We start from the raw sequence: 12,261 nt of genomic DNA on the forward strand, positions 1-12,261 counted from the left end.
TGAGAGCACTGCCATCAATGTCGATCCGACGACTGCGAAGGAGTGGCCGCGGTAGGGCCTGCCTTGCGCTGGTCTGCGCGGCCGGAGTCATGACGGCTCCCGTGGCCGGTGGCGCGCCGGCCTACGCTACGCCGACGGCGAGCGTCCCGCCGCCGCCCGGAGTGCCGCGCCCGGACGCGGTTGCGACGTCGAGCATCACCCTGCCGGGCGGTGACCGTGTCATCTATCAGGGAGCTAGCGGAAGCCGGTCGTACGACGTGGTCGGGCACGATGGCCGCACCGCGCCGTTCCTGAAGTTCGATCCTGGCAGCGGGCATGACTACGTCATCCCGGCCTCCGCGCTGTCCCACGTCGCGTCGCTCGATCCGGAGCAGTACGACGTGCCGCAGTTGTCCCGTTCCGCGGCATCGCCCGCGACGCAGGCGTCCCAGACGCCGGCGGGGTACCCGCTGCACATCGTCCAGATCAATGCCAACGACTTGACCTCGGCACCGGCGCAGAACGCCCTGAGCTTCGTGATGAACGTCGACTCGAGGGCGAAGTTCGCGGCGGTGGTCCCGGACATCGGCGGGGTGGCCCGAGTGGCCGTGCCGGTGGGGAACTACGCGATCTACACCGGTTTCGCCGAGTACGACGCGAGCGGGAATCCCACCGGGGTGCGTCTGGTGCTACAGGACGACCTGGTGGTACCGGACTCCAGTGGCGTCACGACGGTCACCGCCGACGAGCGCGCCGCTACCGCGCAGGTCTCGGCGGCCACACCGCGTCCGGCGAAGTCGGACAATGTGACGCTGAATGTGATCCGCACCGACGCCGTCGGCAACGCGGTCCCGATCCAGGCTGTCGCCTCGGGGAACGTCTTCGTCTCCCCGCAGGGCGCGCCGGCGATCGGGAAGCTCGGCTCCCAGGTGGTCTGGGACGGGGAGAGTCCGGCGGGTGCCGGCTCACGCTACCGCTATGACCTTGTCTTCCCGCAGGCCGCCGATGTCCCCGCCAACGAGAGGTTCCCGGTGGCGGCGAGCGGATTGGCCTCGCTCCACTACACGTTCGACACCGACTCCTCCAACACCGCCCACACCGCCCTGTACGAGATAGGCATGCGCAGCGATCAGCTCGGAGGCATGTTCGGCTACTATCCGGTGACCGTGCCCGAGAGGCTCACCGACTACGTCACCGCACCTCTGCCCAGCGGTTTCTCCTGGCTCCAGAGCTACTTCGCGGAGCTGGGCAGGGCGCCGGACGAGGGGTTCGCCGGCTTGCAGGCCGGCGACGTGCCGAGCTTCGCCGCAGGGCAGCAGGTGTGGCGCACCTGGGGGCACGGACCGCTGGGCCCGCAGGTGGGCCGGTTCAGCGGTCCCAGTCTCTGCTACTCCTGCGTGGCGGGCACCACGATGGGCATCGCCTTCAACGGCGACTTCACTGACAGTGAACCTGAGACTCCGGGCTACTACGAAGTCCCCTTCGGTTACCCCAACCCGACCGTCGAGAACTTCGTGGTCTATCGGGACGGCCGGCAGATCGACCAGGAACCCGGTGTGGGTGCGTGGTTGAACAACATCCCGCAGCAGACCGACACCTACCGGGCGGTGTTCGACGTGGACGCGAGCGGGATCAGCTCGGTGTCACAGGCCACGAAGACCCACACAGACCTGACCTTCGTCTACAACCCGGCCGGCGACCCACATTTGACGCTGCCGCCGGCTGACTCCTGCTACGAGGGGGGCGGCGATCCGGCCTCGTGCCGGATCCTCCCGATGTTGGACCTGAACTACCAGCTGAACACGGATGGCAGCAACACCGGCCACGCCGTGTCGGTGCTGGACCTGACGGTGGGTCACGAGAGCTACGACGGGCAGGGTTCGCAGGCCCCGGCCACCTCGGCGAAGGTCGAGGTGTCCTTCGACGGCGGCTCCACCTGGAAGTCGGCTGCCACCGTTCCCACCGTCCGCAACCACTACCTGGCCGTCTGGCCCAACACCGGGGCCAAGGGAAGCATGCCGTCGCTGCGGATCACCGCGACCGACTCGATCGGCGGCTCCATCAGCCAGACCATCACCAACGCCTACACCATCGGCTGACGGGAGCGATCATGAGACTGACAACCAGATCCCGGTTCCGCCTCGGGGCTGCCGCGGTGGGCCTGGCGGCCCTGACAGCGACCGCGTCGATGGCAGCCCCGTCCTCGACGGCCTACGCGGGACCCGTGGAATCCGCGCACACCGCCTCGTCCGCTGTCCGTGACGTGTGCGGCGCGGCGAAGGCCGGGTTCGAGCGCTGTCTGGCCGAGGTCCGCACCGATGTGCACGGGGGCCTGGGCGTGCGCGGGAGGGCGGCTGCCGCCGTCACCGGCCACGCGTCGGCGCTGCCGGCCGGCCTCGGCCCGGCCGACCTGCAGGCGGCCTACAAGCTGCCGGGCACCGGGGGCGCGAACCAGACCGTGGCGATCGTCGACGCCGGTGACGACGCGAGCGCCGAGGCGGACCTCGCCGTCTACCGCTCCAGCTACGGCCTGCCCGCCTGCACCACCGCCAACGGCTGCTTCAGGAAGCTGAACCAGTCCGGAACCGCCTCGCCGCTGCCGGCGGATCAGGGCTGGGGCATCGAGATCGCGCTGGACGTCGACATGGTGTCCGCGGCCTGCCCGCAGTGCCACATCCTGCTGGTGGAGTCCGACGACGCCTACTCACGGAACCTGGCCGCCTCCGTGGATACCGCGGTCCGGCTCGGGGCGACCGAGGTGTCCAACAGCTACGGCGCAACCGAGGGCAACGGCATCCAGGCGTTCGCCGGAGACTACGCCCACCCCGGAGTGGCGATCTTCGCCTCCTCCGGCGACAGCGGCTACGGCATCCCCATCATCCCGGCCGCGTACAGCTCGGTGATCGCCGTCGGAGGAACGTCGCTGACCAGGGACTCCAGCGCGCGCGGCTGGAGCGAGACGGCGTGGTCCGGCGCCGGCAGCGGCTGCTCGGCCTGGATCGACAAGCCGACGTGGCAGACCGACCCGGACTGCCCGGGACGCGTGATCGCCGACGTCTCGGCGGACGCCGATCCGAGCTCCGGCCCCGCCGTCTACGATTCCGACCCCTACGACGGCGCCCCCGGCTGGGTCGTCACCGGCGGCACCAGCGTCGCCTCCCCCTTCGTCGCCGGGGTGGTCGGCCTGGCCGGCAACCCCGCGAAGTTCCCGAACGCCTCGGCGTTCTACGCACCGTCCGCCGCCGCCGGCCTGAACGACGTGGTGGGCGGGAGGAACGGATCCTGCGAGGGCGACTACCTCTGCACCGGCGTCGCCGGGTACGACGGCCCGACCGGCATGGGATCGCCGAACGGTCTGTCTGCCTTCTGACAGGTCGACAGCGCACCGACGCCTCGGGCTCCGTGGACGACGTCCACGGAGCCCGAGGTGCTGGGAACGAAGCACCACGGCAGCGGGAGAACGCTCAGTCGCATCTCACCGTTCACCGGCTGGAAGGGGCGGGTCTGCTCACGACGGGCCTCGCCCGCCACGGCGTGGCGGTGTTCCGGTGCCGGTGGGCGTCACGGGGTGGGGGGGCCAGTTCAGCAGCGCGCTGTCGGCGACCTGCTGGAGGTCGTCGCGGCAGACGCCGCCGGCTGCCTGGACGGCGATGCCGTAGGCGAGGGTGGTCACGTAGCGGGCCAGGTGCGCTGGATCGCTGCCCGGTGGCAGGTCGCCCTCATCGAGGGCTTGCTCGAAGCGTGAGCGGATGGCCTCCCCGCCGTCCCGGCGCCAGGCGATCAACGCGTCGCGGGCACTGTGCGCTGTTTCACCGGCGGCCAGCGCGCCCTGGACGCCCAGGCACCCGGCCGGGCAGTCGGGCCGGGTGGTGGTCCGGACGGCGCCGTCCAGGAGAGCTCGGGCCACCGCTTCTGCGGTGGGCTGCTCCAGTGCCTTGGCCACGTACCCGGCAGGGCCCCGGGTGTAGCGAGCCAGGGCCTTGCGGAAGAGCTCCTCCTTGTTGCCGTAGGCCGCGTACATGCTGGTGCGGGTGATGCCCATGGCCTTGGTCAGGTCGGTGAGGGTGGCTCCCTCGTAGCCGTGCTCCCAGAACACCAGCAGCGCGCGTTCCAGGGCCTGCTCGGCGTCGAAGCCCCGCGGCCTGCCCATCACTGCCTGCTGCTGTCCGGTGTCCATGACTCCAGCATACCCATATCAGTACCGCCCGGTACTCAAGTCGGCCCGGGGCATGCTACGGTCTATTCAGTACCGCTCGATACATAAGTTTTCGCAGATCAGAGACTCGACCGGACGCACGCCCGCGCCAAGACCTTGAGGAGACGAACCACCATGGGACAGCTCGAAGGCAAGACCGCAGTCATCACCGGGGGCACCACCGGCATCGGCCTGGCCGCTGCGAAGAGGCTGGCAGCCGAGGGCGCCCAGGTGTTCATCACCGGACGGCGCAAGCCGGAACTGGATGCGGCGGTCGAGGCCGTCGGCGCCCGCGCGACCGGGGTGCAGGGGGACGTTGCGGTCCTGGCGGACCTGGACCGCCTCTACGACACCGTGCGCGGCCAGGGCCGCCGTATTGACGTACTGTTCGCCAACGCCGGGGGCGGCTCCTTCACCACTCTCGAACAGGTCACCGAGGAGCACTTCGACCAGACCTTCGACATCAACGTCCGCGGCCTGCTCTTCACCGTCCAGAAGGCGCTACCACTGCTCAACGACGGCGCCTCGGTCATCCTGACCAGTTCCACGACCGCCACCACCGGCGCCGAGGCGTTCGGGGTCTACGCCGCCTCCAAGGCCGCCGTCCGCTCCTTCGCCCGCACCTGGGCCAACGAGCTCAAGGTCCGCGGCATCCGGGTCAACTCCATCACCCCCGGCCCGATCGACACCCCCGGAGTCACCGGCCTCGCCCCCGACGAGGAGCAGGCCACCGACCTGAAGACCTTCCTGGCCGGCCAGGTCCCCCTCGGCCGGATGGGGCGCCCCGAGGAGATCGCCGACGCAGTCCTCTTCCTCGCCACCGACCGAAGCAGCTTCATCACCGGATCCAACCTCGACGTCGATGGCGGCCTCAACCAGGTCTGATCCCCGGTGCACGGCGAGCTGAGCGCTCAGCACGCTGCCGCTGCCGTTTCACTCGCGTAAAACAAAAGGAGACCATTAGTTTCCCTATTGACTCTTGGCGTGTCGAGTCGCCAGGATGACGGCGTCGCCGCAGCCCGTTCTTCGCCGGGCTGCCCTCCCCGTGTTCCTGGCGGTGCCCTCGCACCGCTGCTCAGGCCTGCCTGCGGGTGGATCGGCGGCCCGCGAGACAAGGAGAGTCACCGCATGAACGACGCCCTGACACAGTGGGATGCCGAACGCGCCGCCAGGATCGGGGAGTTGTACCGCGACCTGCACCGCAACCCCGAGCTGTCCTTCCAGGAGCACCGCACCGCGGCGAAGGTGGCCGAAGCCCTGGCACCGCTGGGATGGGACGTGCGCACCGGGATCGCCGGCACCGGCATCGCCGCCGTCCTGCGCAACGGCCCCGGCCCGGTGGTGATGCTCCGCGCCGACATGGACGCCCTTCCTGTGCGCGAGGAGACCGGCCTGCCCTACGCCTCGACGGCCACCGCCACGGACCCGTACGGCCGGGAGGTCCCGGTCATGCACGCCTGCGGCCACGACATGCACACCGCCTGCCTGCTCGGCGCGGTCGAACTGCTCACCGCCGCACGGCAGTCGTGGTCCGGCACGGTGGTCGCGGTCTTCCAGCCTGCCGAGGAGAACGTCAGCGGTGCCGCCGCGATGGTGCGCGAGGGCCTGTTCGACCACGTGCCCGTCCCCGCGGTCGTGCTGGCCCAGCATGTGAGCCCGATGCCGGTGGGCACGGTCGGATACCGGCCCGGACCGCTGATGGCGGCCAGCGACACCCTGGACGTGGTCCTGTACGGCCGCGGCGGGCACGGCTCCTCCCCGGAGAACGCGCTGGACCCGGTGCTGATGGCCGCCTGCACGGTGGTCCGCCTGCAGGGCATCGTCTCCCGCGAGCTGTCCATGCAGGACCAGGCGGTGGTCACCGTAGGCCGGCTCCAGGCCGGCACCAAGGACAACGTCATCCCCGACACCGCTGAGCTGGGCATCAACACCCGCTCGTACTCCCCCGAGATCCGCGCGCGCCTCAAAGCCTCGATCGAGCGGGTGGTCCGGGCCGAGGCCGCCGCCTCCGGCGCGCTCAAGGACCCCGACCTGACCTGGACCCACGGCACCTCGGTGCTGGTCAGCGACCCCGATGCCACCACGCGCACCCTCGACGCCCTGGCCGCGCTCGTCGGACGGGACCGTCTGACCGAGCTCGCGCCCGTTCCCGCCAGCGAGGACGCCGGTGTGATCGGCGACTGCGTCGGCGCGCCGACCGTGTACTGGTTCTGGGGCGGCTCCGACCCCGCGACCTTCGCCGACGACCGCGCCGCAGGTCACCTCGTCGCCAACCACCATCCCCGCTTCGCCCCGGACCCGGAACCCACCCTCGCCTCCGGGGTGGCCCTGATGACGACGGCGGCCCTGGCATGGCTCGACAGAGCCTGACCGTATGCTGGTCCGGCCACCACCAGGGGGGCGGACCGGGTACGAGAGGCAGCAGCGATGACCGACGAGCGGCCGCCCGCACGTCGGGGACGCCCACCGGACCTCGAAGCACGCCGACGCACCCTGGAACTGGCCACCACCGTACTGAAGGAAGGCGGGTACGCGGGGCTGACGATGGACCTCCTGGCCCGCCGATCCGGGGTGTCGAAGAAGTCGCTGTACCGCTGGTGGCCCAACAAGGCGGCAGTCGCCGCCGAAGCCCTGGCCGCACAGGCGGAGGTGCTACCCGTGGACGAGACCGGGGACTCGCGCGCCGAACTGCTCGCCATCGCCCGCAACGCACGCCGCTACGCCACCGCGGACGAGCTCCCCCTGGGATTCACCGCCCAGCTGTCCATCGCCGACCAGCGCGCCCTCGGCCGCAGCTACATGGAGCACGTGATCCGCCCTCGGCGCCTGCTCTCCAGGGATGCCCTCGACCGCGTCGTCGCGCGCGGCGACCTCCCCCAGGACACCGACACCGACGCCCTGCTGGATCTGTGGAGCGGTTTCGCCGTCTACCGCCACAACGTGCGCGGCGTCACGATCACCGACCACCTCGTCGAGCAGCTCGTCGACATGGCCCTCTCCGGCAGCGTCCCCCGCCTGACCTGACCAGGCACGGCACGGCACCCGCACCGGGGCCCGCACCGGCGGTCGCGCCGCGCCCTCCTCTCCTTCCCCTCCGGCCTTTCGGCCTCCTCCTGTGGAGCACCCATGCCCGAAAGAACGCCCCCGTCGTCCACGGCTGCCCGTTCCGCACTCGCCGTTGTCAGCTTCCTGGTCTTCGTCGAGCTGTGCAGCGGCATCCTCCAGGGCTCCGTCCCGACCCTGGTCCCGCTCATCGGCGCCCAGATGCACATCAGCTCCGGCTCCCTCAGCTGGGTCAACACCCTGCCGCTGCTGGTCTCCGGCATCTCCGTCCCGCTGGCCTCCAAGCTCGGTGACATCCACGGCCACCGACGCATGATCCTGATCACGATGGCTGCCGTGGCCGTCGGCTCCGTCCTCGCCGCAACCACCACCTCGTTCGGCCTGCTCCTGGTCGGCCGTGCCCTGCAGGGCCTCTACACCGCCTGGCTGCCCCTCGACTTCGCCATCGTCCGCGACCGCGTCCAGGGCAGGCAGGCCGGGACCGGCATCGGTCTGCTGGTCGGGGCCGTCTTCCTCGGCAGTACCCTCGGCGCGGTCGGTACCGGACTGCTCTCGCAGCACGTGGCCACCGCGCGCGCCATGATGTGGTTCCCCGCGGTCGCGATCCTGCTGTGCCTGCCCGTGGTGCTCCTGCTGATCCCCGAGTCCGTCACCCGCAACCGCAGCCGCATCGACTGGAGCGGCACCGTCCTGCTCAGTACCGGGCTCGGTACCGGTCTGCTCGCCCTGGGTCGCGGCAGCGCCTGGGGCTGGACCAGCGCAACGGTCCTCGTACTCGCCGCGGCGGCCGTGCTCGCGCTCGCCGCCTTCACAGTGACCGAACTGCGCGCCGCCGAACCGCTGATCGACGTCCGCCTCATCACCGGACGCCGCCTCGCACCCCTCTACCTACTCAGCTTCGTCATCGGCATCGCCATGTTCGGCTCGCAGACCGCCGGCAGCACGTTCATGGCCACGCCGAAGCAGTTCGGGTTCGGGTTCGGCTTCGACACGCTCCGCCTCTCCCTGATGGCGCTGCCCACCACCGTCGCCGCCTTCCTCTCGGCCGGCGCCGCGTCCCGCCTCCTGCGCGTCCTGGGCGCCCGCACCCCGCTCGCTCTCGGCTTCGCCGGCTTCACCGCCTCCTACGCCCTCATCGCCCTTGCCCACAGCGCCCCCTGGCAGTTCGTGGTCTCCGGCGTCCTCGCCGGTGTCGGACTCGGCCTGGTCATCGGCGCGCTGCCGGTCCAGATCATGGGCCACCTGCCCGCCGATCAGACGGGCATCGGCACCGGCATCTACAACACCCTCAAGGCACTGGCCGGTTCGGTCTCCGGAGCCGCCTTCGCCGCGGTCCTCGACCACAACCTCCTCAAGCTCCCCGTCCCCGGCGTCGAGCTGTCCGACCTGCACGGCTACGTCATCGTGTGGACCAGCTGCGCAGTCATCTGCCTTCTGGGCCTGGGCCTCTCCCTCGTCATCGGCCGCGCCCCCGTCACCACCGGGCAGACCAGCCTGCGACCGGTCGAAGCCCTCTCCTCCGAGTAACCACCGCGCTGCGCGCCGACCGTCGCCGCGGGCGTCCACGCACCAGGGACCTCCGCGGCGACGGCCGCACAGGTGTTGGGGGGGTCAGGAGGCGTCGGGATCCGCTGCGGGAATCGCGCGCATGACGAATCGGACGACCTCCTCCACCCCCCGCCGTGCCTGGATCAGCGTCGTGCGGCCGGTGGTCCACGAGGTCAGCGCACCCAGCAGGGTCGACCCGATGGCGACACGGGCGGGACGGGCGTACTCCTCCGGGATGTCCCCCATGAGCACCCGCATGACCTTCTCGTTCTCCACGTCCAGCTCGTCGATCGCCTCGCTGGTGGCCGTGTCCGGGCACGTCGACACGAAGACCACCACCTTGGCGAAGTTGGGGGTGCGCTGGAAGCTGCGCAGCTGCCGCTGGATGTAGGCCACCACGCGGTCCTCCGCACCGGCGCGACTGCGGTCCTCGGACTCCATTTCGGCCAGCACCTGCCGGGTCAGGCGACGGTGCCACTCCGCCCAGGCCGCCGCCAGCAGGTGCTCCTTGGAGGCGAAGTAGCGGTAGGTGGTGCCGAGCGCCACATGCGAGCGCTCCGCCACCTCGCGCATGCCGACCTTCTCCAGGTCCGTCGTCTCCAACAGGTCCAGGACGGCTTCGACGATCCGTTGGCGGCGGGCGAGTTGCCCAGCGGTCATCGACGTCGCGTCGGCGTAGAGCAGCTCATCAGGCACGCGCCCAGGATACGGCAACACCGTTTCACCCCCGTCACGCAAGAGCTGCAGACCGCCCCCGGTGACAGTGCAGTTGCACGGCGGGGGCAGTCTGCAGCGGGTCACCCGTGCAGAAATTCGGTTCACCCACGACTGCCGGCGTCCCCCTGATCCTCCAGCAGGCGCTTGACGACCTTTCCGGTGGCCGAGTAGGGAAGCGAGTCACGGAACTCCACGTGCGCCGGCACCTTGAATGCAGCGAGAGCCTCTCCCACCCACGCGCGCACGCCCTCGGACTCCCATCCTGCCCCCGGACGCAGCACGATGCAGGCCTTCACCTCCTGGCCCAACACCTCGTGCGGTACGCCGACGACTGCGACATCTGCCACCGACGGGTGCTCGACCAGCCGGTTCTCGACCTCCACCGGGTAGATGTTCTCGCCCGCGCGCACGATCAGGTCCTGGCGCCGCGACTCCAGGTACAGCCGGCCTCCCTCCGCCCGCCCGAAGTCGCCGGTGCGGTACCAGCCTTCCGCGTCCAGCACGCGGGCGGTGGCACGGGGATCCTGCCAGTAGCCGAGGAACACGGAGCCGCTGCGCAGCCATACCTCGCCGACCGTGCCGTCGGGCACGGGCGCGCCCGACTCGTCGCGGACCTGCAGCTCGGCCAGCGGTACGGGGGCGCCGACCGAGGACGGGTGCGCTCTCAGTTCCTCGCCGGTGATGGTGGTGCCCGAGCCGAAGGTCTCGGTCATGCCGAAGCCGTTGCCCAGGCGTACGCGGGGGAACCGCTGCCCCAGCAGGAAGGTGAGCCGCGGGGGCAGGTTCGCGCCGCCCGTGCCCAGGACGGCGACAGCCGGAAGGCGCGCGGCGTCGAAGCCCGGGGTGTCCAGGAGACGCCAGAACTGGGCGGGCACCCCGTTCCAGACGGTGACCTCGTGTTCGGCCATCAGATCGAGGTGCGTTTCCGGGTCCCATCGCCCCGGTCGCGGCATCACCAGGGCACCGCCGGCGAACGGGGCGGACGCCAGGGCCATCATCAGGCCGGAGACGTGGAACAGCGGGGAGGAGACCAGCGCGGTCATGGTGGAGCCGGCACCGTCGGCGGGGTTCCGGCCTGCTCCGTCGACGGCGCCGAGGGTGCCGCTCATGGCGTTGGCCTGTGCCGCGTGCACGATGTTGCGGTGCGAGAGCAACGCTCCCTTGGCGCGGCCGGTCGTGCCGCTGGTGAACAGCAGCAGTGCGGCTGCGTCCTCGGCGACGGTCTCGCCGTCGTCCGGCCCGGGACGGGCCGGGGTGCGGTCCGCCTCGCGGTCGGCCCGGGCTCCGAACTCGTCGAACAGTTCCACCGGTGCCGCCGCGCGGGCTGCCGGGGGCAGGCGCGCGATCCGCCGGGCGTCCCCGAGGAGCAGACGGGGCTGCGACAGTTCGATTCCCTGCATCAGTTCGCTGCCGGTCCACCAGCCGTTCAGCCCCACGGCCACCGCTCCCAGGCGCAGGACGGCCCACAGGTGGAGCAGGTACTCGCTCTGGTTGGCGCCCAGCAGCGCTACCCGGTCCCCGGTGCGCACCCCTCGGCGGGCCAGGGCGGCGGCCCTGGCCCCGACGGCCCGCCATGCCTGCGCGTAGGTGACGACCTGTTCGCCGTCGATGAGGTACGGGTGGTCGGCGTGGGAGGTGGCACGCGTCCTCAGCAGGTCGGGCAGGCTGCGGAAGCGATGGGTGAAAACCTGCCCCCGGCGGCCGTTCACGTCCTCCTCGTGGTGGGCGAAAGGGGCGTCCGGGCCGGTCAGGGCCTTGAGTGTGCGGTCCGGGAGCGGCGGGAGCTGCCACCTCAGGGTGGATGGGGACGTGTCCATGGAGCCCTCACAACGGTGGGAGAGTCAGGGGTGGGGATGGCGCCTGCGTGCGGTGGCCGCGGACCGGCGCTCAGCTGACGCCGAGGATGCGCGCGGCGTTGCCGTACAGGAACTGCGGCCACACCTCGTCCTTGAAGGGCACGGCGGGCAGTTCGCCGAAGATGCGGTCCAGCGTCAGCCCCATCGGGAAGTAGCCGGCGTAGAGGATCTTGTGGGCGCCGCGGGTGTTGGCGAAGTCCACCACAGCCCTGGGGTAGTAGCGGGGGGCGAAGGCGGAGGTGGAGTAGTAGAGGTTGGGCCACTTCAGCAGGAGCTTGACCGCGAGGTCGGTCCACGGCTCGCAACCGTGGCGGGTGACGAAGACGAGCTCCGGGAAGTCGTACATGACCTCGTCGATCAGCTCGACGCGCTGGGGGTCCATCCGCAGTCGCGGGCCGGGCACCCCGGCGCAGCAGAAGAACGGGATGCCCAGCTCCACGCACTTGGCGTAGTAGGGGTACATCTTCTTGTCGTTGATGGCGACCTGCGGCAGCGCCCCTGCGGGGAAGCAGCCGGCTGCGCGTACACCGAACTCCTCGTGGGCGCGCACCAGTGCGCGGATCCCGTCCATGCCGGCGTTCGGGTCGATCTCGAAGGAGCCGAGGAAGCGGTCGGGGTGCTGGGCGAGGGCCTTGTGGGAGGTTTCGTCGCCGACTCCGGTCAGGCCGTAACGGATGTTGAAGCGGTCCATCTCGTGCAGGGTGAAGGCGACCGGGTCGTCGGTGGGCAGGTCCTTGGGTACGTCCTTGAACATGTACTCGACCGGGAACTGGTACTCCTCCCGGGACTGTCGGTCCTTGGTCTGTCGGCGGATGAAGTCGTACTGGTCCCATCCGTCGTGCGGGAAACCGATCATCGTGTCGATCACGGGTGTTCCTGCGGGGAACGGCATGTCGGTGCCTT

The 12,261-nt window shown here is 70.6% G+C and carries 10 protein-coding genes; 6 read left to right on the top strand and 4 right to left on the bottom strand.

Translation table 11 applies throughout. From position 1 onward, the window contains the following. Nucleotides 1–89 precede the first annotated feature (89 nt). A complete protein-coding gene (locus IF29_RS0116280; protein WP_157623779.1) occupies nt 90–2,078 on the top strand; it encodes a hypothetical protein in 1,989 nt (662 codons plus the stop codon). Between the two features lie 11 nt (nt 2,079–2,089). Further along, a complete protein-coding gene (locus IF29_RS0116285) occupies nt 2,090–3,349 on the top strand; it encodes a S53 family peptidase (RefSeq protein WP_030254946.1) in 1,260 nt (419 codons plus the stop codon). 138 nt (nt 3,350–3,487) lie between these two features. Here IF29_RS0116285 and IF29_RS0116290 read toward each other — a convergent pair whose 3' ends face one another. Further along, nucleotides 3,488–4,156 (bottom strand): TetR/AcrR family transcriptional regulator, encoded by a 669-nt coding sequence (locus IF29_RS0116290; RefSeq protein ID WP_051725393.1) that lies wholly within the window; start codon nt 4,154–4,156, stop codon nt 3,488–3,490. A 153-nt stretch (nt 4,157–4,309) separates the two neighbouring features. Here IF29_RS0116290 and IF29_RS0116295 point away from each other — a divergent pair, with 153 nt between their 5' ends. The 4 genes from IF29_RS0116295 to IF29_RS0116310 all read left to right on the top strand — a co-directional run bounded on the left by IF29_RS0116295 (nt 4,310) and on the right by IF29_RS0116310 (nt 8,764). Next, entirely contained in the window at nt 4,310–5,059 is a 750-nt protein-coding gene (locus tag IF29_RS0116295; protein WP_030254952.1) for an SDR family NAD(P)-dependent oxidoreductase, read from the top strand. A gap of 243 nt (nt 5,060–5,302) precedes the next feature. Then, on the top strand, nt 5,303–6,544 hold the full coding sequence (locus IF29_RS0116300) for an amidohydrolase (RefSeq protein WP_030254953.1): 1,242 nt from the start codon (nt 5,303–5,305) through the stop codon (nt 6,542–6,544). Nucleotides 6,545–6,601: 57 nt separating this feature from the next. After that, the gene (locus IF29_RS0116305; protein WP_030254955.1) at nt 6,602–7,198 is read left to right on the top strand and encodes a TetR/AcrR family transcriptional regulator; all 597 of its coding nucleotides are present in this window, start codon (nt 6,602–6,604) and stop codon (nt 7,196–7,198) included. A 102-nt stretch (nt 7,199–7,300) separates the two neighbouring features. Then, nucleotides 7,301–8,764, top strand: coding sequence for an MFS transporter (locus tag IF29_RS0116310; RefSeq protein ID WP_051725394.1), 1,464 nt, complete (start codon nt 7,301–7,303; stop codon nt 8,762–8,764). Nucleotides 8,765–8,848: 84 nt separating this feature from the next. Here the strand turns inward: IF29_RS0116310 and IF29_RS0116315 are convergent, their stop codons facing one another. The 3 genes from IF29_RS0116315 to IF29_RS0116325 form a co-directional block, all read right to left on the bottom strand. Continuing rightward, nucleotides 8,849–9,481: a TetR/AcrR family transcriptional regulator gene (locus IF29_RS0116315; protein WP_198037468.1), complete on the bottom strand. Its 633-nt coding sequence runs from the start codon at nt 9,479–9,481 to the stop codon at nt 8,849–8,851. Between the two features lie 122 nt (nt 9,482–9,603). Then, on the bottom strand, nt 9,604–11,319 hold the full coding sequence (locus tag IF29_RS0116320; RefSeq protein ID WP_084714371.1) for a class I adenylate-forming enzyme family protein: 1,716 nt from the start codon (nt 11,317–11,319) through the stop codon (nt 9,604–9,606). Between the two features lie 70 nt (nt 11,320–11,389). Continuing rightward, nucleotides 11,390–12,226, bottom strand: a complete 837-nt coding sequence (locus tag IF29_RS0116325; RefSeq protein ID WP_232242175.1) for an amidohydrolase family protein — start codon at nt 12,224–12,226, stop codon at nt 11,390–11,392. Nucleotides 12,227–12,261 lie beyond the last annotated feature (35 nt).

Source organism: Streptacidiphilus jeojiense (genome assembly GCF_000719095.1).
GTDB lineage: Bacteria > Actinomycetota > Actinomycetes > Streptomycetales > Streptomycetaceae > Streptacidiphilus > Streptacidiphilus jeojiensis.